The sequence below is a fragment of the Mycobacterium sp. 852002-10029_SCH5224772 genome, assembly GCF_001667315.1.
Classification (GTDB): domain Bacteria; phylum Actinomycetota; class Actinomycetes; order Mycobacteriales; family Mycobacteriaceae; genus Mycobacterium.
On sequence record NZ_LZHT01000085.1, the window covers coordinates 51,484 to 75,770 of the forward strand.

Sequence of the window (24,287 nt, forward strand, 5' to 3'; positions counted from 1 at the left end):
GTTGGGCTATTTGGCATTTCGGATCACCAGACGGGGCCGTAGCCGCGACGCGGTGACGTCGACCCCGGCAGCGAGGTCGTCGATCAGCGCATCGGCAAAGCCCACCAGCCCGGCGGTGTCGATGCCGTGCGGAGCCGGCCGATCCCCCTGGGCAAGGTGGGCCGAGGCCCGACGAAGCAGTGTGGCTGCACCCTTGAGGTTGCCCCGCTGGGCGTGCGTGATCCCCACCGCGAGCTGCGTCAGGGCCTGCCACAGTGCCTGCTCGTCGGCCGGGCCGTTCTTCCAGGCCGCCTCGAGCACCTCGTGAGCGTTGAACGCGAGGCCCCGATCCAGCAGATCCTGGGCATAGGCGAGGGTCTCGGCCGGCGCCAGCACCAGGTCGTCCGGAACGCGCGCCACGCCCGCGCTGCCCGGCGGAAGGGGCCGGCCCAGATCGTCGCGCGGTCGGGCGCTTCGTGGCCGACCCGATTCGTCGCGATCCCGCTCGGTCATCTTTCCATCATGACGCATGTGGAACCCTACGCATCACATAGTTGGGCAAGAGGTTTGAGAGTTACAGCGTTTCGTCCAGTTCACCGAGGCGGTCGGTCAGCCGCAGGTTCTCCGAATAGTCGACCGGGCAGCTGATCAGCGAGACGCCGTCGTCATCGAGCGCGGCGCGCAACGTGGGCAGCAGCTCCTCGGCGCTGTTGATGCGATACCCCTTGGCGCCGAAGCTTTCCGCGTACGTCACCACGTCGGGATTGTTGAACTTCACGTAGTAATGCGCCCCGAGTTCGAGATCCATCTTCCATTCGATGAGGCCGTACCCGCCGTCCTCCCAAATCAGCACCACCAGCGGAATCCGCTCGCGGACGGCCGTCTCGATTTCTTGCGAGTTCATCAAGAACGCGCCGTCGCCGGCGACGGCCAGCACCTTGGACTCCGGCCGCGCCAGCTTCACGCCCAGCGCTCCCGGAAGGGCAAAGCTCATGGTGGACAGGCCATTTGAAATCAGGCAGGTGTTCCTTTCGTACGTCGGATAAAGCCGGGCCATCCACATCTTGGTGGCGCCGGTGTCGACCAAAACGACGTCGCTGCGGCCCAGCGCCGCGCGGGTATCGGCGACCACCCGCGCCGGCGCCAGCGGGTAGCGCGAATCCTGTTGGCCCCGAGCGAATTCCTCGGCGAGCAGGCCCGACCCGGGCGCGTCGGCGGCGTGGCTGAAGCTGTGACCGGAAAGCGCGTCGGTGAGGGCGTTCAGCGAATCGCTGATGTCCCCGATGATCCCCACGTCGACCGAGTAGTGCGCGTCGACCTCGGCCGGGAACCGGTGAATGTGGATGATCTTCTTGTCGGCCTGCGGGTTGATCCGGATCGGGTCGAATTCCTGCAACTCGTAGCCGACGGCGATGATGACGTCGGCGTTGTCGAACCCGAAGTTGACGTAGTCGTGGCCCATGAAGCCCAGCGTGCCGATGCTGTTGTGGTGATCGTCGGGCATCACGCCCTTGCCGTGGAAGGTGTTGGCCACCTGGATGCCGAATTCGTCGGAGAAGCGCACCAGGGCTTTGGTGGCGTCGGCGCGCGCGGCGCCGTGCCCGGCCAGCACCACCGGGCGCCGCGCGTCACGCAGGATTTCGACGGCCCGTTCCACCTGGCGGGGTGCCGGGGCGTCGGGTCGGACGACGTTGCGCGGCAACGGCCCCAGGTCATAGTCGGTCTCGTCGGCATCGATGTGCTCGGGCACCGCGAGGTAGACCGCGGCCGGACGTTCGGACTCGGCCAGCTTGAAGGCCTTACGCACCATCTCGGGGATGGCGCGGGCGGTCGGGATGCCGGCCGCCCACCGGGTGATCGGGGTGAACATCGACACCAGGTCGACGTACTGGTGTGACTCCTTGAACTCGCGGTCGTGGCCCACCTGCGCGGAGATGGCGACCAGCGGGGTGCTGTTGGTGGTGGCGTCGGCGACGCCGAGTTGCATGTTGATCGCGCCGGGTCCCAGGGTGGACGACACCACCGCCGCCCGGCCGGTGACCCGGCCATACATCTCGGCCATGAACGACGCGGCCTGCTCGTGCCGGGTGAGCACGTAGCGGATGTCGGACGACGCCAGCGCCTGCACGAAGCGGATGTTCTCCTCGCCGGGCAGCCCGAACACGACGGAAACGCCCTCGTTTTCCAGGCACTTGACGATCAGCTCAGCGGCTTGGGTCATCCGACACCTCCCTTAGGGGAACGATAGTGGCACTGTGGAGGTTGGACTTTTCAGCCACTCATCCGATGAAGGAGGGCCCGGTGCCCATCGCCACCATCAACCCCGCTACCGGCGAGACGGTGAAGACCTTCACCCCGGCCACCGACGACGAAGTCGACGCCGCGATCGCCCGCGCCTACGAGCGCTTCCTCGACTACCGCCACACCACCACGTTTGCCCAGCGCGCCGGGTGGGCAAACGCCACCGCCGATTTGCTGGAGGCGGAGGCCGACGAGGTCGCCGCCATGATGACGCTGGAGATGGGTAAAACCCTGAAATCGGCCAAGGCCGAGGTACTGAAGTGCGCCAAGGGTTTTCGCTACTACGCCGACAACGCCGAGCAGCTGCTGGCCGACGAGCCGGCCGACGCCGAGGCGGTCGGCGCGAAGAAGGCCTACATCCGCTACCAGCCGCTCGGTGTGGTGCTGGCCGTGATGCCGTGGAACTTCCCGCTGTGGCAGGCCGTGCGGTTCGCCGCACCGGCGCTGATGGCCGGCAACGTCGGGATCCTCAAGCACGCGTCCAACGTTCCCCAGAGCGCGCTGTACCTGTCCGACGTCATCACCCGCGGCGGCTTCCCCGACGGCTGCTTCCAGACGCTGCTGGTCTCCTCGGGCGCCGTCGAGCGCATCCTGCGCGACCCGCGCGTCGCCGCGGCGACCCTGACCGGCAGCGAACCGGCCGGCCAATCGGTGGCGGCCATCGCCGGTGACGAGATCAAGCCGACCGTGCTCGAGCTCGGCGGCAGCGACCCGTTCATCGTGATGCCCTCGGCGAACCTGGACGAGGCCGCCAAGACCGCGGTGACCGCCCGGGTGCAGAACAACGGCCAATCCTGCATCGCCGCAAAGCGGTTCATCGTCCACACCGACATCTACGACGCGTTCGTCGACAAGTTCACCGAGCGCATGCAGGCACTCACCGTCGGCGACCCGACCGACCCGGACACCGATGTGGGCCCGCTGGCCACCGAGTCGGGCCGCGACGAGATCGCCAAGCAGGTCGACGACGCTGCCGCCGCGGGCGCCACCGTCCGCCTCGGCGGCAAGCCCCTGGACCGGCCGGGGTGGTTCTACCCGCCGACGGTGGTCACCGACATCACCAAGGACATGGCGCTGTACGCCGAGGAGGTGTTCGGCCCGGTCGCGTCGATGTACCGGGCGGCCGACATCGACGAGGCCATCGAGATCGCCAACGCCACCACCTTCGGCCTGGGCTCCAACGCCTGGACCGATGACGAGGCCGAGCAGCAGCGCTTCATCGACGACATCGAGGCCGGCCAGGTCTTCATCAACGGGATGACGGTGTCCTATCCCGAATTGGGGTTCGGCGGCGTCAAACGATCCGGCTACGGACGCGAACTCGCGGGCCTGGGCATCCGCGCGTTCGTCAACGCCAAGACCGTCTGGGTCGGTGACTCCTAGGCCGTCTCAGTGTCAGGGTGAGCGCTAGACGCTGGCCAGCGCCCGCTCGTCCTCGTCGGCGAACGTGTCCTCGAGCTGCAGCGGCGAGTAGTCCAGGTCGATCTCGGCGAGCGGCCGGCCCCGGGCGCTGGAGATGGTGCCGAACCGCCGCATCCCCTTGTCGCTGGCGTACTGCATGAACTCGTCGACCGACAGGCCGAAGGGCATCGGGTCGTAAAGGGCGAAACCCTCTTCGATCAGGCGCAGTCCGAGCGGCATGAGCTCGTTCATCCGCGTTTCGAAGACGCCCCAGTTGGCGTCGTCGGCGGCGACGTGCCGGCGGCAGGTGAAGGTGCCCCACGCCATGTGCCGCCGCTCGTCGTCGCCGATTCGCCGGACCAGCTCCTGCATGCCCGGCAGGATGCCGCGCTCCACGCAGATCTTGTGCCAGCCGAAGTACCCGGTGAGCGCCAACATGCCTTCGACCATGTGGTTGTAGGTGACCGAGGCCCGCACCTGGGCGGCCGGCGACGGATCGACCATCAGCGCGTTCAGACACTTGGGCAGCTCTTCGTAGAAGATCGTGCGGTAGGTCGGCACGTCCTCGAGGTAGTAGTGCAGGTCCTCGGTGATGCCGACGGCGTCGAGCCACATGCGGAACACCTGGACGTGCTTGGCCTCTTCGAAGGCGAACTGCGTCAGATACATCTCGTCGCCGAGCCGGCCTTCGGCGCGCATCGCGGCCATGAACGGTTGGATGTCCTGGGTCACCGATTCCTCGCCGGCAATGAACTCGGCGCACAACCGGGTCGCATAGCTGCGTTCGTCGTCGGTGAGGCGCTCCCAGTCCTCCCTGTCGCGGGAGAAGTCGATGTCGGCCGGGTTCCAGAATTTCGCGTTGCCGCCCGCAAACAGCTTGAGCGGCAAGCTTTCCCAGTTGAGACCGCCCTCGGCCATCGAGGCGATTCGGGTTCGATTCATGTGACCTCCTCAGATCGTTTGGGGGTGGAGCTGACCGGCAGGGCTTGCGGCGCGGCCGAGAACGCGGCCGCCAGTACCCCGACGAGCCTGCGCACGGCCAGCGCCGGCTGCTCGGGGCTGGGCTCGTCGAGCCCGAGGACCGGATCCAAACCGCGCATGTAGGGCGCCAGCGCCAGGTGCGGAAAGATCAACAGCAGCAACGACAACAGCGCGTCGGTGTCCGAATCGGCGCGCAGGTCGCCGCGAACCTGCGCGTCGCGCACGAGGGGGCGCATCACTTCCAGGTAGTGGCGGTGGATCACGTTCTGCACGCTGATCCGGGCCTCGGTGTCGACTTCGAGGGTCGCCGCGGCGTGCAGAGCGCGCTCGTGCGGGTGATCCGCGAAGTAGGCCACCCAGGTGTCGAGCCAGTCGGTCAGGAACTCGAAGAAGGGCCGGCTGGGGTCGAGTTCGTGGATGCGTCCTTCCATGTAGGCGCGCACCCGCTGGCTGGCGATGTCGGCGATGAACGCATACAGGTCGCGCTTGTCGGCGAAGTACTGGAACAGGCTTCCCTTGGCGACCCCCGCGCGGCGCGCGATGACGTTCAGGCTGCCGCGGGAAAACCCGTGCGCTCCGAATTCCGACTCCGCGGCTTCGATGATCGCGGCGCGACGAGCGGGGTCGACGCGCGCCCAGGTGACCGTCGGCAATGCCGCCTCCTCAATTGAATGACCACTGGTCATCCTACTGTGAGGAACCTCACAGTCAAGGGGTCACGGGAGGTTACCGGCGTAGCGCCCGACTGTGCGTCCAGCCGCGCAGTGGGCTTCGAGCGTGCGGCCAGCCGCGCACGGGGCGGGCACGGCAGGCCAAAGAGGTCAGGGCCGCATCCGGTAGGCGCCGCTGAGCGGAAGGACGTGCTCCTTCCACATCTGGTCGTAGCGCGCGGGGTCGTGCACGGGGCGCCGGATCATCCGGAGCGCGAAGCGGGACTGGGCGTCCGTCGTCGCGGGCTTGTCGCTCAACTCGACGGCGTAGCCGTTGAAGTCGCGGACCAGGACGGCGAAGATCTCGTCGATCAATGCCTCGTCCACCCCGGAGAGCCCGGCCTCCTCCAGGATGAGCTGGGCGTAGGGCACGGTCGCGAACAGCTGGCCGACCCCGAACGCGAAGTCGATGTCCTTCTGCTGCACCGCATCCGGGGTGGCGGAGGCCAGCATCTCGGCGAGCACGTCGATCTGTGCGCGCAGCAGTGCGACGTTGGGGAGATGCCCGAAGCTGTCGAACGGCGCGCGCCAATCATGGAAACGGACCTTGCCCAGGCCGCCGGTCGCCCCCTGCGCGAACAGGAAGGCGTCGTCGGCCGCGTCGTCACGGCGGCCGATCAACGGCAGCGCCCCGGTGGGGGCGAACAAGAAGTTCGGCATGAACTTGCCCAGCAGCCCGATGTTGATGTGGACGGTGCCTTCCAGCCTTGGCAGCAGGCCGATCTCGCGGGTCATCGCCTCAAAGATGGTGTCCTTCTCCACGCCCTTGGCGGCGATGACGTCCCACAGCGCGGTGATGACGCGTTCGCCCTCGCTGGTGATCTTCGCCTTGGTGAGCGGGCTGTAGAGCAGGTAGCGGCGGTCCTCGGCGGACGCGCTGCGCATGTAGTCGCAGGCCCGGGTGGCGACCAGCCGCATGGCGACCAGCCGGGCGTAGGCATCGGTGAGCAGCCGCCGCACGTGGGTGAAGTCGGTGACGACGGTCCCGTACAGGATGCGGTTGGACGCGTGGGTGACCGCCTCGTACATCGCGTGCGTGCACATGCCGACCGCGCCCCACCCGAGGTTGTACTTGCAGACGTTGACGGTGTTCAGCGCGGCGTGGAAGGCCTCGGGGCCGCGGTGCAGGATGTCGGCTTCGGTCACCGGGTAGTCGCGCAGCGCGTAGTTGGCCACGTAGTTCTGTGAATTCACCACGTTCTTGATCAGGTGGTAGCGCTCGTGCTGGGAGTCGGCGGCGAAGAACACGTACTCGGCTTCGTTCTTCGAGGTGCCGGCGAACTTGCCGAAGGTGGAGACCATCCGGGCCACGTTGGCGTTGCCGATGTAGTACTTCTCCCCGGTGGCGCTCCAGCCCCCGCCCGCAGACGGCGTCAGGTTCATGTCGGTCTGGTAGACGTCGGCGCCGTGCGTCTGCTCTGACAATCCGAACGCGAACACCTCCCCGGCCTCGAGCAACGCGGCGGCCTTGCGCTTGGCATCGGAGTTGGCGCTCATCCAGATCGGGCCCAGGCCCAGGGCGGTGACCTGGAACGGGTACCAGTAGTTCAGCCCGTAGAAGCCGACGATCTCGGCGAACGCACTGATCCGGTAGGTGTCCCAGCGGCAGGCCAAGTCATCCGAAGCGCCATGGGCGCTGGGTGTCAGCAACGACGCGAAAATGCGCTCCCGGCCGATGTGGTCCAAAAACTCGGAGTACCAGACCCGTTCGTGGTCGTCGGACTTCAACCGCGCCTTTCCCCGGGTCTCGAAGAAGTCCACCGTGGCTGCCATGATCTCGGTGGAGCGGCGGTCGGGGTACTGGCGTTGCAGGTGGTCGGGATTGAGCAACATGGCGGGGCTCCCAGCGGGTTCACGACGCAGACGAGGGTGACGGTACTGCAACTGCGGGGCCGTCGGGGCGCGCCGGAACAAAACGACTCTGTTCGTGAGGTGCCAGTCCACCTAGCATCAGTGGCGTGTCAGAACTCAATACCGCTCGCGGGTCCATCGATACCGCTCAGTTGGGCGTGACCCTCATGCACGAACACGTGTTCATCATGACCACCGAGATCGCCGAGAACTATCCCGAGGCGTGGGGCGACGAAGAGCGGCGGGTGGCCGACGCCATCGATAGGCTCAACGAGCTGAAGTCGCGCGGCGTGGACACCATCGTCGACCTCACCGTGATCGGCCTGGGCCGCTACATCCCGCGCATCGCCCGGGTCGCGGCCGCGACCGAACTGAATATCGTTGTGGCGACCGGGCTTTACACCTACAACGACGTGCCGTTCTATTTTCACTACCTGGGTCCGGGCGCCGAGCTGGGCGGCCCGGAGATCATGACCGACATGTTCGTCCGCGACATCGAGCAGGGCATCGCCGACACCGGCGTCAAGGCCGGCATCCTCAAGTGCGCCACCGATGCGCCCGGCGTCACCCCCGGTGTCGAGCGGGTGCTGCGCGCGGTCGCCCAGGCGCACAAGCGCACCGGCGTGCCGATCTCCACGCACACCCACGCCGGACTGCGGCGCGGCCTCGAACAGCAGCGGATCTTCGAAGAAGAAGGCGTCGACCTGAGCCGGGTGGTCATCGGGCACTCCGGCGACAGCACGGACGTCGGCTACCTCGAAGAGCTGATCGCGGCCGGATCGTATTTGGGCATGGACCGGTTCGGCATCGACGCGATCTCGCCCTTCGAGGACCGGGTGAACATCGTCGCGCAGATGTGCGAGCGCGGTCACGCCGACAAGATGGTGCTGTCCCACGATGCCAACTGCTACTTCGACGCGCTGCCCGAAGAGCTGGTGCCACAGGTGATGCCGAACTGGCACTACCTGCACATCCACAACGACGTGATCCCCGCGCTCAAGGAGCGCGGGGTGACCGACGAGCAGCTGCACACCATGCTGGTCGACAATCCGCGTCGCATCTTCGAGCAGACGGGCGCCTACTAAATGCCCCAGGGTGAGCCGACCCCGCCGATCAGTACCCAGATTTCGCAGCTTGCCCAACTCGCTCCCGACGAGCCCGCCGTCACCTGTGACGGGGTGACCCTGACCCGCGCCGAGCTTGACCGCTCGACGAATCGGTTGGCCCGGGCCTACGCCGAGCGGGGTGTGGCCGTCGGCGACTACGTGACCATGGTGCTGCCGAACTCGGTCGAGTGGATCCAGGCCGCGGTGGCCTGCTGGAAGCTGGGCGCGGTCCCCCAGCCGCTGTCGGCGCGATTGCCCGACGCGGAGCTGGCGGGCCTGCTCGAGTTGCGGCCGCCGGCATTGCTGGTCGGGCGAGACAACTCCGAATTACCAAGCGTGCCAGCGGGTTTCGTCCCCGACCCGGCGCTGTCGGACGGCCCGCTGCCCGAGGCGGTGTCTCCGGTGTGGAAGGCGATGGGATCCGGCGGCAGCACCGGGCGGCCCAAGCTGATCGAATCCGGCGGCGACAGCCGGATACCGTCGGCCATCGGCTATCCCCTCGGCGCCCAGGAGGGCGACACCACGCTGGTACCGATCCCGCTGTCCCACAACACCGGCTTCACCACCGCGACCATCGCGCTGCTGATGGGCCACCACCTGGTGTTGATGAGCCGGTTCGACCCACAGCAGTTCCTGCGGCTGATCACCGACCATCGGGTGACGTTCCTGACGACGGTGCCGACGATCATGCAACGGGCCTTGCCCGTCTACCACGCCGACCCGGAAGCCTACGACCTCTCGCCGATCCGGCGGTTCTGGCACATGGGGGCGCCCTGCCCGCCGGCCGTCAAGCAAGCCTGGATCGACCTGCTGGGTCCAGAAAAGGTCTGGGAACTCTACGGCGGCACCGAATTACAGGCATTGACCTTCATCTCCGGCGACCAGTGGCTGGCGCATCGGGGCTCGGTGGGCGTGGTGGTCGCCGGGGAGATGAAGGTCCTCGACGACGAAGGCAACCCGTGCCCGCCCGGCGTGATCGGCGAGATCTACATGCGGCCCGGGCCCGACAGCGCACCCACCTACCGCTACGTCGGCGCCACGGCGAAAAGCCGCGACGGCTGGGACTCGCTGGGCGACCTCGGCTATTTCGACGACGACGGCTTCCTCTATCTGTCGGACCGGCGGGTCGACATGTTCACCGTCGGTGGCCGCAACGTCTACCCCGCCGAGATCGAGAACGCGCTGTCGGCACACCCGGACGTGTTGTCGTGTCTGGTCGTCGGCGTCCCGCACCAGGATCTGGGCCAGGTGCCCTACGCCCTGGTGCACACGGCCGACGGCTGCTCGCTGGATCCCGCGGGCGTGCAGGCGTTCCTGCGCGAACACCTGGCGGCGTACAAGGTTCCGCCCACCCCCGACTTCATCGAATTCGTCGACACCCCATTGCGCGACGACGCCGGCAAGGCCCGCCGGTCGGCGGTCCGGGCCCAGATCATGCAGCGACTACAGACCGCGCAAGCCGGCGAGAGCGGCATGCTGGCCCAACCTTCTTGACGCATGCCGGGACGGTCTCGCCATCTGAGTTCATTTGCCCCACAAAGGAAGTGCGAAATGACTGACAAACCCGCCATCGTTTTCTGCCACGGTGTTTGGGCCGACGGCTCATGCTTCAACAAGGTCATCCCCGCGCTGCAGGCCGACGGGCATCAAGTGATCGCCGTCCAGTACGGCCTCGACGCATTGGCCGATGATGTCGCGGCAGTTAAACGCACGCTGGGACGGGTCAACAGCCCCGCCATCCTCGTCGGGCACTCGTACGGGGGAGCGACAGTCACCGCCGCCGGAGTCGATGACCGCGTCGTGGGATTGGTTTACATCGCTGCCGTCACACCGGACACCGGAGAGTCGGTACAAAGCCTGCTCGACAAATACCCGACAGACGTATTTGCCCACATCGAAGTCGCCGACGGGCGCGCGTGGATGCTTCCGGAAGGCGTCAAATACTTTGCCGGCGACTTGCCCGAGCATGAGCAGAAAGTTGTGTGGGCGACCCACTATGCGCCCGCCGCAGACCTGTTCGAGCACAAGCTCGATGACGATGTCGCGTGGAAGTCGAAGCCGAGCTGGTTCATCGTCGCCAGGAATGACCACACCGTGCATCCCGATCTTGAGCGCTTTTTGGCCAACCGCATGGGGGCGACCACCGTCGAAGTGGATAGCAGCCACGTTCCCATGGTCTCCCAACCCGACGTCGTCATAGACGTGATCCGCAGCGCCGCAGCCTCTGTTCAGTAGATCAGATACTGCAGCGCCGGACTCGCCCCGGTGACTGAGTGCCCCGGTCGCACACGGCGCACCTCAAATCCTCGATGGCACAGCGCAACTCGATGGCACAGCGCAATGAGGCCATCTGCCTGCCGTCCGCGCACACGCTGGAAGAGTGGATGGACCGCACCGGCTAAGGCGCGATCGCGTCCGCCTCCGCGTCGACGGCCTGGGTCGCGTCCGCCGGCCGCTCGCGTTTCTCCCAGCGGCGCAAGGCTTCTCGGCAGGGCGACTCGACCAGGGCGTAGCTCACCGCCGCGATCGCGAAGCCGAAGATCAATGTCAGCACCAACACCGTCGGCATGTTGCCGGTGAACGGGAACGTCCCGACGACGGGGAACACCATGGCCAACGCGGCAAGGTGCCAGATGAACAGGCCGTAGGACCAACGGCCCAGGGTGACCATGACGGTGGTCCCCAATATCCGGTGCGGCGTATCCGGGCGGTCCAGCACCAGCGGCGCGACCAGCGCGAAGGCCACCAGCGCGCCCATCGCGGTCTTCACCGCGAACTGGGCGGGCGTGCCGGGCACCAGCCCTTCCGGGCCGGCCAGCGGCGAGGCCGCGACCAGATAGGCCGCCACCGCGACGACGGCCATCACCAGCCGCCGGCGTGCGATGCGGTGCGGAAACCCGACGCCGCTGTGGACCCACTCGGCCAGCAGCATGCCGGCGGCGAACCAGGAGAAGAACGCCGGCGGCCAGTTGAGCGGATTGATGCCTTCGGCCGCGTGCCCCGGCACCCAGCCCCAGGCCCAGCTCAGCGCCCCCAGCGCGGCGATCGCCGGCACCCGCGCGCGTACCGGCAGGCGGCGGGCCAACAAGGCGAGAACCGGCAGCGCCAGATAGAAGCTGACCTCCACCGAAAGGCTCCACATCTGGGTCAGCCCGCCCGTCAGCGTCAGCGGCACATAGATCTGGGTGAGGGTCAGGTTGGCCAGCCACACCGTCAGGCTGGCGTGGTCGGCGTCGGGCAACAGCGTCAGGATCACCACGACCGCCATCACATACGCGGGCATGATGCGGACGACCCTGGATCGCAGATAGTGGCCGGTGCGCGGGCGGGGTCCCAGCTCCCTTGCCGCCCCGGCATGCCCGCGCCACAGCAGGAAACCCGACAGCGCGAAGAACACCGCGACCGCCAGGTCGAAGCGCCCGAACAGCCTGCCGGATGCGCCGCTGGAGTGCCCGGTCTGGAACGCGACGTGCGTGACCACCACGCCCATGGCCGCGCAGGCGCGCATGCCTTCCACCGCCGGCAGGAAGCTGCGCACCCCGCCCACCCGCTGGTTGTCGCTCACCACCACAGTTTGCCTGTGCTGGGTTGCCGGACGAATGGGTACACCCGAAGGACCCGCCTGCGCGAGCATCGGGTTCGTAAGTCGCCGCCTTAGTTTCTGCTGTTAGGGTCAAACGAGTTTGCCCCGGGCTGCTCGCTCGGGTCGGGTCGCGGCTGAGAAATGCAAGGGATCATGAGGAGGGCACAGCGACGTGAACCGAGCAGTCATGTTGCGGTTCGCCGCATGCGGGATCATCGGACTCGGAGCCGCCTTGCTGATCGCCGCGCTGCTGTTGTCGACGTACACCACCAGCAGGATCACCAAGGTCCCCTTGGACATCGACACCACGCTGGTCAGTGACGGCACCGGGACGGCGCTGGACTCGGCGTCGTTGTCGACCGACCACGTCGTCGTCAATCAGAACGTGCCACTGGTCGCCCAGCAGCAGATCAGCGTCGAATCGCCCGCCAACGCCGACGTCGTCACGCTGCAGGTCGGAAGTTCGTTGCGGCGCACGGACAAGCAGAAGGACAGCGGGCTGCTGCTGGCGATCGTCGACACCGTCACGCTCAACCGCAAGAGCGCGCTGGCCGTCTCCGACGACGCCCACACCGGCGGCGCGGTCCAGAAGCCGCGCGCCGTCAACGACGAGAACCCGCCCACCGCGATGCCGCTGCGGCACGACGGCCTGTCCTACCGGTTCCCGTTCCACACCGAGAAGAAGACCTACCCCTATTTCGATCCGATCGCGCAGAAGCCGTTCGACGTCAACTACGACACCGAAGAAGACGTCAACGGGCTCACGACCTACAAGTTCACCCAGAACGTCGGCTACAACGCCGACGGCAAGCTGGTGGCCCCGGTGGCGTACCCGTCGCTGTTAGCCGGCAGCGAGGACGCCAAGCAGACCACGTCGGCGGCGATGTGGGGCGTGCAGGGCGGTGACCCGAACGAACAGATCACCATGACCCGCTACTACGCGGCGCAGCGCACGTTCTGGGTGGACCCGGTGTCGGGCACGATCGTGAAGCAGACCGAGCACGCCGACCACTACTTCGCCCGGGACCCGCTCAAGCCGGAGCTCACGCTGGCCGACTACAAGGTCACCTCGAACGAGGACACCGTCGAATCCCAGGTCAACGCCGCCCGCGATGAACGCGACCGGCTGGCCCTGTGGTCGCGGGTGCTGCCGATCACCTTCACCGCCGTCGGCCTGATCGCGCTGGTCGGTGGCGGGTTGCTCGCCTCGTTCAGCCTGCGCAGCGAGAGCGCGCTGACCGACCCCGGCCTGGATCGGGGCGATCAGGACTTCTTCGGCCGCAGCGGCCTCGAGGAGCCGGTTCCCGGCGCCGAGGCCGAGACGGAGAAGCTGCCCACCCAGCGCCCCGATCTGCGCCAGGACTCCGGTGCCGACCCGCCCGCCTCATCCGGCCCCTCCAGCCCCTCCGGCCCCGACGAGCCGACCGAGGCGGGGCCGACCGAGAACCCGCCCGGCCCCCACGACCGGGAATAGCCCGGCCCGGATGCGTTAGCCGTGCGCTGGACCCGGCCCGGGTACGCACTGGTGCTGGCGCTGCTGGTGGTAGGGCCGCTGCTGGCCCCGGGGTACCTGCTGCTGCGTGACGCGGTATCGACGCCGCGGTCATACCTGTCCGATACGGCGCTGGGGTTGACGTCCGCGCCGCGCGCCACCCCCCAGGATTTCGCGGTGGCGCTGGCCTCGCAGCTGGTCGACGGCGGCGTCGTGGTCAAGGCGCTGCTCGTGGTCGGGTTGTGGCTCGCGGGCTGGGGTGCGGCCCGGCTGGTCGAGGTGGCGCTGCCACGCGCGGGCGCGCCCGGTCAGTTCGTCGCCACCACCCTGGCGATCTGGAATCCCTATGTCGCAGAACGACTTCTACAGGGCCATTGGAGCCTGCTGGTCGGCTACGGCTGCCTGCCGTGGGTGGCCACGGCCATGCTGGGGTTGCGGACCAGCACGGCCGGGCGGTGGGGCTTCTTCGGGCTGGCCTTCTGGATCGCGCTCGCCGGGCTGACCCCGACCGGGCTGCTGCTGGCCGCGACGGTGGCGCTGGTCTGCGTGGGGGTCGCGGGTGCGGGCCGGCCGCGCCGGTGGTGTGCGGCGGCGGCGCTGGGTGTCGCGCTGGTGGCGGCGCTGCCCTGGCTGGTCGCGTCGGTGCTGGGTGCGTCGCTGACCGCCCACACGGCGGCCAACCGGCTGGGGGTCGAGGCGTTCGCGCCACGCGCCGAGCCCGGACTGGGCACGCTCGCCAGCCTGGCCAGCCTCGGTGGTATTTGGAACGGTGACGCCGTACCCGGTTCGCGCGCAACGCTTTTCGCGATCGTCTCGGCGGTGGTGCTGCTGGGCGTGGTGGCGGCGGGCCTGCCGACGGTCGCGCGCAGCCCGGCGGCGGTCCCGCTGCTGGCGCTGGCCGCGGTGTCGGTGCTGGTTCCGGCGGCGCTGGCCACCGGGCCGGGCCTACACCTGCTGGGCGCGGTGGTCGACGCGGTGCCCGGCTTCGGGGTGCTGCGCGACGGGCAGAAGTGGGTGGCGCTGGCGGTGCCCGGCTACAGCCTGGCGGGCGCCGGCGCGGTGATGACGTTGCGACGGTGGATGCGGCCGGCCCCGACAGACGTGGTGGCGGCGCTGGTCTGCTGCCTGGCGCTGCTGCTGGCGCTGCCCGACCTGGCCTGGGGTGTGGGCGGCAAGGTGGCACCGGTGCACTACCCGCGGGGCTGGTCCGCGGTCGCCGCGGCGATCAACGCCCGGCCGGGGGCGGTTGCGGTGTTGCCCGCCGGGGCGATGCGGCTCTTCCGGTGGTCGGGAGGCGCGCCGGTCCTGGACCCGCTGCCCCGCTGGGTGCGCGCCGAGGTGCTGACCAGCGGCGACCTGGTGATCTCGGGGACCACCGTTGCCGGCGAGGGCGCGCATGCCCGGGCCGTGCAGGAGCTGCTTCTGACCGGGCCCGATCCGTCCGCCTTGGCCGCGGCGGGCGTGGGCTGGCTGGTGGTGGAATCGGACAGCCCCGGCGACATGGGGACGGCCGCCCGTACCGTGGGCGCGATGGAGCCGGTCTACCGGGACGACGCGATCGCGCTCTACCGGGTCGGCGGTCAGAGCGCCGGGGTGCCCGCCGATCGCCGGGCGGCGACGATGATCGCCCATCTGGCGTGGCTGGCGCTGCTGATCGGCGGGGGCGCCGGCGCGGGGATCGGCGCGTGGCGGCGCCGAACCCGGTCAGCCGCGGCCGGTGACTAGCCCGTTGACCGTGTGACCGCAGTGCACCGCGTCCAGCACGCTGCGCATCGCGTCGGCGCTTTGCGCCCAGGAGAATTCACCGCTGCGGGTGTGCGCCTTGGTGCCGAGTTGATCGCGCAACACCGGATCGGCGAGTAGTTCTTCGAGCCGGTCCACCAACTCGGCGTGGGCGTCCACCAATATCCCCGTCACCCCGTCGACGATCGAGTCCGACAGGCCGCCCGAGGACCGGTATCCGATGGTCGGCACCCCGTGCTGGGCCGCCTCGACGACCGCCAAACCCCAGCCCTCCTTGCGTGAGGGCAGCACGTGCACCCAAGCTCCTTGCAGCACATGGTGTTTGGTCACGTCGTCGACGTGACCGTGGAACGTCACCGCGGCACAGATGCCCAGCCGTTGGGCGTGCTCGACGAGCCGCTCGCGCCACCAGCCGTCGCCGACGATGTCGAGGTGCAGGCCCGGTATCCGCGGCAGCAGCCGCGCGACCGCTTCCAGGGCGTCCTCGATCTGCTTGTGCGGCACCAGCCGCGACAGCACGACCACCCGCGGCGCCGCCGCGCGGGGGCCCGACAACGATTGCGCGGGAGCGTGATCCAGGCCGTTGCGCACCACCGCGATCCGCGCGCCGTCGACGCCCAGCGTGACCAGGTCGCGCGCGGACGGCAGTGACACCGTCACGTACTGGTTGCGCCGGTTCAGCCGCGGGGAGAGCGTCGACTCGACGAACCAGCCGAGCCGGCCGAGCACCGGCCCGGCCACCGGCCACTGCTGGCGGTGGCAGTGGTGCACCAGCACCACCACGCGGCGGCCGTGGACGAGGCGGGCCAAAAAGGGCAGGCCGTTCTGGGTGTCGACGACCACGTCGGGCCGCACCGTGCGCAACGGGCCGACCCCGAGCCGGGCCATCGCCATCGCCAGCAACGCCCAGACGTATACGGAGTAGCGGCCACCGGCGCGGTTGATCCGCACGCCGTCGACGACTTCGCGGCGCGGCGCCCCCGGATAGCGGGCGGTGCGCAGCGTGACGTCAACCCCCGATGCGGCCAGCTGTGCGCCGATGCGCTGTAGATAGGCTTCGCTGCCGCCGCCCTGCGGGTGCCCGGTATCGCGCCAGCACAGCAGCAGGACCGAGCGCAGAGCAGACATTACCGGTCAGCCTAATGGGAATCAGTCGGCGCGCCATGGCGGCTAGTTGCGCACGTGCCCCCGCCGGCGTGCCCGGCGCCGAATCCACCGGATCAGTTCGATGACTCCGGCCAGCGCCAGCGCCGCCGCGAACGCCACGGCGAACGCCGCGACGGTGTTGTCGGCGAAGGCGTTGCCGCCGATGTAGCCGATCATCGTGTTCAGCGTCGCCCACACGACTGCGCCGATCGCGTCGAACACCACGAACTGGCGATAGGGAAAATCCAGTACGCCGCAGGCGATGGTGGTGGCGGTGCGACCCCCGGGGAGGAACCGGGCCACGATCACCAGCGGGCCGCCGTGCCGGTCCAATTCCTGGTGCGCCCAGTCCAGGCTGCGCTGTCCCTTTTCGCCGCGGGTGATCCAGCGGCGGGCAAAGTCGTCGGCCGAGTGACCGATCGCGTACGCCAGGTTGTCGCCGACAAACGCGCCAATGGCCGCCATGACGATCACCCACCCCAGCAGCATCGAGCCGTTGGCCGCGAGGATGCCCCCGGTGAGCAGGGCGGTCTCGCTCGGCAACAAGGGAAGGATGGCGTCGAACGTGCACGAGGCCAGGATCAGCGGATACGCCCACCACGAGTGGCCGAGCGCGTCAAGCAGGGAGTCGAACACTAGAGCGCAACACTACACAGCGCGGAGCGGTGGTCAGCCGCTCAGGAGGTCAGCCCCATCCTGGTGAACGGTTGGGCCTCCCCGCGGCCGACGGCTTCATCATGCTTGGCGGCCGCGCGGTCGAACAGCTCGATCAGGGCCGGCTCGTCGCGGACCAGCTGGCGGTACTTCGGGCCGAGCGCAAGTATCTCGTCGCGCTCGTCGAGCAGCTTGCGGAAGATGCGCTCGCGTTCGGCGGGATCGTGGGTGTATTCGGAGTCGAGGTAGGCCGTCGCGTGCCGACTGGCGCCCGCAATCGCCGTCCGGGCTTTGCCCATGGGGCTGAGCAACGAGGCGACGACGGTGACGACGAGAACCCCGACGATGACGGCCAGTGACACGTAGGTGCTGATCTCGACGAGCGACACCGGTTCGCCGTCGTTGATGAACGGGACGTTGTTCTCGTGTAGCGCATGCAAGATCAGCTTCACGCCGATGAAGCCGAGGATCGCCGCGAGCCCATACGAGAGGTAGACGAGCCGGTCCAGCAGACCCTCGATCAGGAAGTACAGCTGCCGCAAGCCCAGCAGCGAGAACGCCGTCGCGGTGAAGACGATGTAGACGTTCTGGGTGAGGCCGAAGATCGCCGGGATCGAGTCGAGCGCGAAGAACATGTCCGTGCCGCCGATGGCGACCATGACCAGCAGCATCGGCGTCATCGCGCGCCGGCCATCCACCATCGTGAACAGCTTGTCGCCGTCATAGTGCTCGGTGGTGTGAAAGACCTTCTTCGCCATCCGGATGACGACGTTGTCGGCCTTGCGGGTGTCCTCGCGCTCGTCCGGCCGCAGGACGCCGCCGGCGGCAACCAACAGGATCAGCCCGAACAGGTAGAAGACCCACGCGAACGTGTTGATCAGCGTGGCGCCGAGAAAGATAAGGCCGGTCCGGGCAACCAGGGAGAAGACGATCCCGAACAGCAGCACCTTCTGCTGGTCCTCGCGCGGGACCCGGAAGCTGGCCATGATCAGCAAAAAGACGAACAGATTGTCGACCGAGAGCGCTTTCTCGGTGACGTACCCGGCGAAGTATTCCGGGCCCTCCTCGTGGCCGCCCAACGCGACCAAGCCGACGCCGAACAGCAGCGCGATGCCGACGTAGGCGAGCGACCAGAGCGCGGCCTCCCGCAGCGTCGGGACATGCGCCTTGCGGACATGGAAGAAAAAATCGAAGGCCAACAGCCCGACGATGCCCAAGACGGTCAGGGCCCATACCCAATCGGGGACATCCATTCGCTGCCTGAGCCACCTTCGTCGGGTCCGTCATCTGTGTGTTCGACGCTTCCATACCCTCTTTGCCGCCACAGTATGTGTGCGCCCGGCCGTAGGGTTGGCCGGTGGCCGTGACCGACCTCTTCGCTCGCCGGGCGACGCTGGCCCGCTCGGTGCGGCTGCTGTCGGAGTTTCGCTACGAGCGATCCGATCCGGCCCGCTTCTACGGAGCCCTGGCCGCCGACACCGCGGCGATGGTGGGTGACCTGTGGCGGGCCGCCCACGGGGTGTCCCCGGCCGGCCGCACCCTGCTCGACGTCGGCGGCGGGCCGGGCTACTTCGCGACGGCCTTCGCCGACGCCGGAGTCGGCTACATCGGGGTCGAGCCCGATCCGAGCGAGATGCACGCGGGCGGACCGGCCGTCGCCGCGGCCACGGGGACCTTCGTGCGGGCGTCGGGCATGGCGCTGCCGTTCGCCGACGATTCGGTGGACATCTGCCTGTCGTCCAATGTCGCCGAGCATGTGCGGCGGCCGTGGCAACTCGGCGCCGAGATGCTGCGGGTGACCAGGCCCGGCGGGCTGGCCGTGCTGTCCTACACCGTCTGGCTGGGCCCGTTCGGCGGCCACGAGATGGGCCTGACCCACTACCTGGGCGGTGAACGCGCCGCCGCGCGCTACGCGCGCAAGCACGGCCACCGCGCCAAAAACGACTACGGGTCGTCGTTGTTCGAGGTGTCGGCGGCCGACGGCCTGACGTGGGCCGCGAGCACCGGCGCCGCCGTGGCCGCATTTCCCCGCTACCACCCCCGATGGGCGTGGTGGCTGACCTCGGCGCCGGTACTGCGCGAGTTCCTGGTGAGCAATCTGGTGCTGGTGCTCCAACCCCAAGAGTGAAACGTGTTCTCGTTTTGCGTCGGCTTGGGTAGGGTGGCGCCATGACCGACGTTAAGACCGAATACGACAAGCTTTTCATCGGCGGCAAGTGGACGGAACCGTCGACCTCCGACGTGATCGAGGCGAGGTGTCCGGCCACCGGTGAATACGTCGGCAAGGTGCCGCTGGCCGGCGCGGCCGACGTCGACGCCGCCGTTGCCGCGGCCCGCGCGGCCTTCGACAACGGCCCCTGGCCGACCACGCCCCCGAAGGAGCGCGCGGCCGTGATCGCCAACGCGCTCAAGGTGATGGAGGAGCGCAAGGACCTGTTCACCCAGCTCCTCGCGGCCGAGACCGGCCAGCCGCCGACGAGCGTCGAAACGATGCACTGGATGAGCTCGATCGGGGCGCTGAACTTCTTCGCCGGCCCCGCCGTCGACCAGGTCAAGTGGAAAGAGGTCCGCACCGGCGGCTACGGGCAGAGCATCGTCCACCGCGAGCCGATCGGCGTGGTGGGCGCGATCGTCGCCTGGAACGTGCCGCTGTTCTTGGCCGTCAACAAGCTGGGCCCGGCGCTGCTGGCCGGCTGCACAGTGGTGCTCAAGCCGGCCGCCGAAACACCGCTGAGCGCAAACGCTTTGGCGGAGGCGTTCGCCGAGGCCGGGCTGCCCGAGGGCGTGCTGTCGGTGGTGCCCGGCGGGATCGAGACCGGGCAGGCGCTGACCTCCAACCCGGACGTCGACCTCTTCTCCTTCACCGGCAGCTCGGCGGTCGGCAAGGAGATCGGCCGTCGCGCCGCGGACATGCTCAAGCCGTGCACCCTGGAGCTGGGCGGGAAATCGGCGGCCATCGTCCTCGACGACGTCGACCTGGCCTCGTCGATCCCGATGCTGGTGTTCTCCGGGATCATGAACACCGGGCAGGCCTGCGTGGCCCAGACACGCATCCTGGCCCCGCGGTCGCGGTACGACGAAATCGTGGACGCCGTAAGCACTTTCGTGCAGGCGCTGCCGGTGGGCCTGCCGTCGGACCCGGCCGCCCAGATCGGTTCGCTGATCTCGGAGAAGCAGCGGGCCCGGGTCGAGGGCTACATCGCCAAGGGCGTCGAGGAGGGCGCGCGGCTGGTCTGCGGCGGCGGCCGTCCCGAGGGTCTCGACGGGGGCTACTTCGTGCAGCCGACGGTGTTCGCCGACGTCGACAACAAGATGACGATCGCCCAGGAGGAGATCTTCGGGCCGGTGCTGTCCATCATTCCCTACGACACCGAGGAGGACGCGATCAAGATCGCCAACGACTCGGTGTACGGACTGGCCGGCAGCGTGTGGACCGCCGACGTACAGCGGGGTATCGAGGTCTCGGAGAAGATCCGCACCGGGACGTACGCGATCAACTGGTATGCGTTCGACCCGTGCTGCCCGTTCGGCGGCTACAAGAACTCCGGCATCGGCCGCGAGAACGGGCCCGAGGGCGTCGAGCACTTCACGCAGCACAAGAGCGTGCTGATGCCGATGGGTCACACGATCGAAAGCTAGGTCTGCACGCGTCGAACGTGCATTCAGGGCGAGATATCTGCCGATTTTTCGCCGTGAGTGCACGTTCGGCGTTTGGCGGCCGCCGCATCGGCCCGCCGACCGCCACGAACTAGTGATTATGCAATAAAGCATATTTCGGGTGGTTTTCGGAGCCGCACGTACGGATCCCTGTAGCATCCGCACGCCATTTGTGCGGCGTGCGTCACATTACACCTGAGAAATTGATTAATTTACGGATGTCTTATATGGTTCTTAGCATAATCAAGGGCCACACACAGGCCGGGAGAACACCATGTGGATCATTGAGCTCAACGTTGCCGGCTATCAATTCACCCGCGAGATGCCAGACTTGCGGCGCCGGACACTCCGCTTCAGCCCGCGTCATATGCACTGGCCCGCGCTGCGCCACTCGCACGCTGCATGACGCCAGCCTCGGGAGGTACGCCCACGCCGACCATCGGTGACGCGACCAAGGAGCACACCCCCACCAAGCGCGGTGGCACGCGGACAAAGATGCTGGCCAGCGCCGCTGAGGTGATGCGTGAGCGCGGAGCGGCGGGCGTGACCATCGACGCCGTGCTCGCCCGCAGCGGCGCCCCGCGCGGCTCGGTCTACTACCACTTCCCCGACGGGCGCAACCAGATTCTGACCGAAGCGCTGCGCTACTCGGGCGACTCCATCACCGCGATGATCGACGACGCCGCCGACCGGGGCGCCCGGGCGTTGTTGCAGGAGTTCGTCGGGTTCTGGGAACGGCTGCTCACCGACGGCGGCTTCACCGCAGGCTGTCCGGTGGTGGCGGCGGCGATCGGCTGTTCCGACGGCGATGATCCCAAGGGTCCCAAGCTGTCCGAAGTGGCCGGTGCCATCCTGGGCCGCTGGTGCACCGCGCTCACCCGCGCGTTCGTCAACGACGGCTTCGACGACGCCGATGCCGCGTCGCTGGCCGTGATGTCGATCTCCGCGCTGGAGGGCGCGATAGTGCTGTCGCGGTCGACCCGCAACGCGGGCCCGTTACATCAAGTCGGCGAGCAGCTCGAATTCCTGATCAAGGCAAAGGAATTCGTTGTCCGGAACAAGATTCCGGGCAAATACGACGGCTCGCAGTGACGTTCTCAGTCGCTGGCGGGTAGCGGCTTGACCTCTTTGAGGTGCAGCGCGGTCTGGCCGATGCTCAGGCTCCCCGCACCCGGCTTGGTCACCAGCACCTCGGCCCCGGCTTCGTCGACGTAGCGCTTGCCCATGACCGTGCCGTCGGAAAACGCCGGGTCCAATTCGCCCGAACGCTCGGCGCCCACCGGCACCATCGGCACACCGCCACACCGCAGGTCGTCGAGGCTGTCCGCGCTCCTGACGACGATCACCTGCGTGTCACATACCTGACTGGCGAGACGAGTTCCGTTCTTGATCATTGATTCCGTCCTTGATCGCTTACTGCTGGACCGGCGCGGCGCGCAATCCCGCGAGGGTCTGAATGATTTCCCGCCGCAACACCTTGCCGGTGGCGGTGGTGGGCAGCTCGTCGCGAAACACTACCTCGTCGGGGGTGCGTGAGCCGCGCAAACTCTTGCGGACGAACTCGCGCAGTTCTTCGGGATCGGGATCGACGCCCGTCGCCGGCACCACCACCGCGACAATCGCCTGGCCCCACTGCGGATCCTCGACACCGACCACGGCGACGTCGCGCACGTGGGGGTGCTCGACCAGGACCTCTTCGAGCTCGGCGGGTGCGATGTTCTCGCCGCCGCGGATGATCGTGTCGTCGCTGCGCCCGCCGATGAACAGGTAGCCCTCGTCGTCGAGCATGGCGATGTCCTTGGTGGGAAACCAGCCGTTCTCGTCGAGCACCGAGCCGATCCCGGTGTAGCGGCCCGAGACCTGCTCGCCCCGCACGAACAGCTCACCGGTTTCCCCGGGCGGCAGCACATTGCCGGCTTCGTCGCGGATCTCCAGCTCGATACCCGCCACCGCCTGCCCGACCGACCCCAGCCGCCTCGCGCCGTCGGCGGTCGACGCCGCCTGCGCGGCGCGATGGTCGTCGGGGGTCAGCACGGCGATCGTCGAGCTGGTCTCCGTCAGGCCATAGGCGTTGACGAAGCCCACGTCGGGCAGCAGCTCGAGGGCGCGGCGGACCAGCGGCAAGCCGACCTTGGAGCCGCCGTAGGCCAGGTTGCGCAGCGACGGCAGCTCGATGGCCGCCCCGTCGCCGTTCTCCAGCACGGTGATGATGCGGTCGAGCATGGTCGGCACCACCGTCGCGGTGGTCACGTGCTCGGCGTTGATCAGCCGAACCCATTCCTGCGCATCGAAATTGGGCAGGTACACCATCTTGCGGCCGGCATACAGATTCGACAGCGCGGCGCTGACCCCGGCGATGTGGTACGGCGGCACGCAGATCAGGGCGGCGTCGGTGTCGGAGGCCGCCCCGAACTCCACCGTCCCGGTGACGTAACTGGTCAAGTTGTTGTGCGAGAGTTCGACGGCCTTGGGCTGCGATGTGGTGCCCGAGGTGAACAGCACGATCGCGACGGAGTCCGGGTCGGGAAATTCGGCGGCGGGCTCGGCGGTGCGGGCGGCCGCCAAAAAGTCGTCGGACACCATTACCCGGTCCGGCGCATCTTCAGCTCGGGGGCCGAGCATGTCCCGGTAGCGGCTGTCGACGACCACCAGCGGCTCGGGCAGCCGCTCGATCAGCGCCTGGATGCCCTCGGCGGAGAGCCGGTAATTGATCGGGGTGAAGGCCACCCCGGCGCGCGCCGCGGCGAAGATCAGCACCGGCAGCATCGCGCCGCCGGTGCCGACATAGGCAACGTGCTTGGCGCCCGACCCCGCGATCACCCCCGCGCCGCCGTCGGCGAGATCGCTGAGCTGCTGCGTTGTCAGCCGCAAGTCTCCGGACACCACCGCCGTGCGCTCGGCGTCGCCCGACGCGGCCATCTCGAGCAGCAACGAAATGCTCATCCTCGATCTTTCTGGATTCCCGGCCCTTTACAAATCTCGTCTGCAGTGTAACTCAGCCGGGTTGTCCCCTGATGTCGAGCTTGCCGCGCGGCAGGCGCCCTGGTCACGGCGGGTCCGTCGGCGCCGACGACATGGCCGGTTGGACCCTCGTCGGCAGGGGCGGGACAGCAAGTTGCGATCGGTGCTGGGCGCTTCGCCACCGCCTCAACAACGAACGGGCGGATCCCAGGCCGAGACGCGCGGGATCCAGCGCGGCACGTTGCCCCGATAGTCGACGTATTCACCGCCATAGCGTTCGGTGAGATGGGGCTCCTCCCAGAACCGAATGGCGATCGCCTGGAACGTGAAAAAGATTGCGAACCAGAGCAATAGCGAGCCCGACGCGGTGACGGCCGCCTCGCCGAGCAGGATGCACAGCACGCCGGTGATCATCGGGTTCCGCACGTGCCGGTAGGGGCCTCGCACGACCAGATGGACCGGCTCTCCCATCACATTGCCCAGCCCCAGCGTCCCCTCGCCCACCCGGTCGAACAGCAGGTTGGTCCAAATCATCAGGGCCAAGCCGGCGGCGATCAGTAAGCAGCCGACCGTGATCAGCCCGACCGTCAGCGCGGCGTCCAGGTGCGGCGCGCGCACGCCTGCCGGGCCCACGATCAGGGCCGGCACCACGAGCGTCACCGTCACCGGGAACAGCAGGACAGACATCAGGTGTCGCCACCACAGGCGTCGTCGCGTCCTCG

At 68.1% G+C, this 24,287-nt stretch carries 21 protein-coding genes; 9 read left to right on the plus strand and 12 right to left on the minus strand.

All coding sequences use genetic code 11. The features are described 5' to 3' along the window. Positions 1 to 6 precede the first annotated feature (6 nt). Both A5775_RS15665 and A5775_RS15670 read right to left on the minus strand, forming a co-directional pair. A complete protein-coding gene (locus A5775_RS15665; RefSeq protein ID WP_067254009.1) occupies positions 7 to 492 on the minus strand; it encodes a DUF309 domain-containing protein in 486 nt (161 codons plus the stop codon). A 61-nt stretch (positions 493 to 553) separates the two neighbouring features. Further along, positions 554 to 2,200, minus strand: a complete 1,647-nt coding sequence (locus A5775_RS15670) for an acetolactate synthase large subunit (RefSeq protein WP_067254011.1) — start codon at positions 2,198 to 2,200, stop codon at positions 554 to 556. An 80-nt stretch (positions 2,201 to 2,280) separates the two neighbouring features. Between A5775_RS15670 and A5775_RS15675 the strand changes: the two genes are divergently transcribed. After that, the gene (locus A5775_RS15675) at positions 2,281 to 3,663 is read left to right on the plus strand and encodes an NADP-dependent succinic semialdehyde dehydrogenase (protein ID WP_067254112.1); all 1,383 of its coding nucleotides are present in this window, start codon (positions 2,281 to 2,283) and stop codon (positions 3,661 to 3,663) included. Between the two features lie 24 nt (positions 3,664 to 3,687). Here A5775_RS15675 and A5775_RS15680 read toward each other — a convergent pair whose 3' ends face one another. From A5775_RS15680 to A5775_RS15690, 3 genes are all read right to left on the minus strand, one after another. After that, positions 3,688 to 4,623 (minus strand): R2-like ligand-binding oxidase, encoded by a 936-nt coding sequence (locus tag A5775_RS15680; RefSeq protein WP_067254013.1) that lies wholly within the window; start codon positions 4,621 to 4,623, stop codon positions 3,688 to 3,690. Continuing rightward, a complete protein-coding gene (locus A5775_RS15685) occupies positions 4,620 to 5,315 on the minus strand; it encodes a TetR/AcrR family transcriptional regulator (RefSeq protein WP_067254115.1) in 696 nt (231 codons plus the stop codon). The genes A5775_RS15680 and A5775_RS15685 overlap by 4 nt, the downstream gene beginning before the upstream one ends. Before the next feature lie 168 nt (positions 5,316 to 5,483). Next, positions 5,484 to 7,205, minus strand: coding sequence for an acyl-CoA dehydrogenase family protein (locus A5775_RS15690; protein ID WP_067254016.1), 1,722 nt, complete (start codon positions 7,203 to 7,205; stop codon positions 5,484 to 5,486). 125 nt (positions 7,206 to 7,330) lie between these two features. Between A5775_RS15690 and A5775_RS15695 the strand changes: the two genes are divergently transcribed. The 3 genes from A5775_RS15695 to A5775_RS15705 are packed head-to-tail and all read left to right on the plus strand — an operon-like array spanning position 7,331 to position 10,564. After that, complete coding sequence (locus A5775_RS15695; RefSeq protein WP_067254020.1) at positions 7,331 to 8,308, plus strand: phosphotriesterase; 978 nt, start codon at positions 7,331 to 7,333, stop codon at positions 8,306 to 8,308. Then, the gene (locus A5775_RS15700) at positions 8,309 to 9,823 is read left to right on the plus strand and encodes an AMP-binding protein (RefSeq protein WP_067254023.1); all 1,515 of its coding nucleotides are present in this window, start codon (positions 8,309 to 8,311) and stop codon (positions 9,821 to 9,823) included. It begins immediately after the preceding gene. 57 nt (positions 9,824 to 9,880) lie between these two features. Next, a complete protein-coding gene (locus tag A5775_RS15705) occupies positions 9,881 to 10,564 on the plus strand; it encodes an alpha/beta fold hydrolase (protein ID WP_067254027.1) in 684 nt (227 codons plus the stop codon). 163 nt (positions 10,565 to 10,727) lie between these two features. On the opposite strand, the gene A5775_RS15710 is transcribed toward A5775_RS15705, so the two are convergent. After that, a complete protein-coding gene (locus A5775_RS15710) occupies positions 10,728 to 11,963 on the minus strand; it encodes an acyltransferase (protein WP_156660718.1) in 1,236 nt (411 codons plus the stop codon). A gap of 121 nt (positions 11,964 to 12,084) precedes the next feature. Here A5775_RS15710 and A5775_RS15715 point away from each other — a divergent pair, with 121 nt between their 5' ends. Together A5775_RS15715 and A5775_RS15720 are read left to right on the plus strand one after the other, a co-directional pair. Continuing rightward, a complete protein-coding gene (locus A5775_RS15715) occupies positions 12,085 to 13,386 on the plus strand; it encodes a DUF3068 domain-containing protein (protein ID WP_197512609.1) in 1,302 nt (433 codons plus the stop codon). 21 nt (positions 13,387 to 13,407) lie between these two features. Beyond that, positions 13,408 to 15,129, plus strand: coding sequence for a hypothetical protein (locus A5775_RS15720; protein WP_067254037.1), 1,722 nt, complete (start codon positions 13,408 to 13,410; stop codon positions 15,127 to 15,129). Here the strand turns inward: A5775_RS15720 and A5775_RS15725 are convergent. Genes A5775_RS15725 through A5775_RS15735 form a run of 3 tightly spaced genes read right to left on the minus strand, consistent with a single transcriptional unit; the run spans position 15,109 to position 18,200 of the window. Continuing rightward, entirely contained in the window at positions 15,109 to 16,275 is a 1,167-nt protein-coding gene (locus A5775_RS15725) for a glycosyltransferase family 4 protein (protein ID WP_067254041.1), read from the minus strand. The two genes, A5775_RS15720 and A5775_RS15725, sit on opposite strands and share 21 nt — an antisense overlap. A gap of 42 nt (positions 16,276 to 16,317) precedes the next feature. Further along, positions 16,318 to 16,929: a DedA family protein gene (locus A5775_RS15730; protein WP_067254044.1), complete on the minus strand. Its 612-nt coding sequence runs from the start codon at positions 16,927 to 16,929 to the stop codon at positions 16,318 to 16,320. A 41-nt stretch (positions 16,930 to 16,970) separates the two neighbouring features. After that, positions 16,971 to 18,200, minus strand: a complete 1,230-nt coding sequence (locus A5775_RS15735) for a TerC family protein (RefSeq protein WP_067254047.1) — start codon at positions 18,198 to 18,200, stop codon at positions 16,971 to 16,973. Between the two features lie 104 nt (positions 18,201 to 18,304). Between A5775_RS15735 and A5775_RS15740 the strand changes: the two genes are divergently transcribed. The 3 genes from A5775_RS15740 (at position 18,305) to A5775_RS15750 (ending at position 21,696) form a co-directional block, all read left to right on the plus strand. After that, positions 18,305 to 19,075, plus strand: a complete 771-nt coding sequence (locus tag A5775_RS15740) for a class I SAM-dependent methyltransferase (protein ID WP_067254049.1) — start codon at positions 18,305 to 18,307, stop codon at positions 19,073 to 19,075. Between the two features lie 41 nt (positions 19,076 to 19,116). After that, the gene (locus A5775_RS15745; protein ID WP_067254055.1) at positions 19,117 to 20,586 is read left to right on the plus strand and encodes an aldehyde dehydrogenase; all 1,470 of its coding nucleotides are present in this window, start codon (positions 19,117 to 19,119) and stop codon (positions 20,584 to 20,586) included. Positions 20,587 to 21,006: 420 nt separating this feature from the next. Further along, positions 21,007 to 21,696: a TetR/AcrR family transcriptional regulator gene (locus A5775_RS15750; protein ID WP_369827875.1), complete on the plus strand. Its 690-nt coding sequence runs from the start codon at positions 21,007 to 21,009 to the stop codon at positions 21,694 to 21,696. A gap of 5 nt (positions 21,697 to 21,701) precedes the next feature. On the opposite strand, the gene A5775_RS15755 is transcribed toward A5775_RS15750, so the two are convergent. From A5775_RS15755 to A5775_RS15765, 3 genes are all read right to left on the minus strand, one after another. Continuing rightward, the gene (locus A5775_RS15755; protein WP_067254058.1) at positions 21,702 to 21,998 is read right to left on the minus strand and encodes a hypothetical protein; all 297 of its coding nucleotides are present in this window, start codon (positions 21,996 to 21,998) and stop codon (positions 21,702 to 21,704) included. Between the two features lie 19 nt (positions 21,999 to 22,017). Further along, positions 22,018 to 23,547: a class I adenylate-forming enzyme family protein gene (locus tag A5775_RS15760; RefSeq protein WP_067254061.1), complete on the minus strand. Its 1,530-nt coding sequence runs from the start codon at positions 23,545 to 23,547 to the stop codon at positions 22,018 to 22,020. Between the two features lie 204 nt (positions 23,548 to 23,751). Beyond that, on the minus strand, positions 23,752 to 24,252 hold the full coding sequence (locus A5775_RS15765; protein WP_231995194.1) for an isoprenylcysteine carboxylmethyltransferase family protein: 501 nt from the start codon (positions 24,250 to 24,252) through the stop codon (positions 23,752 to 23,754). Between the last annotated feature and the right edge of the window lie 35 nt (positions 24,253 to 24,287).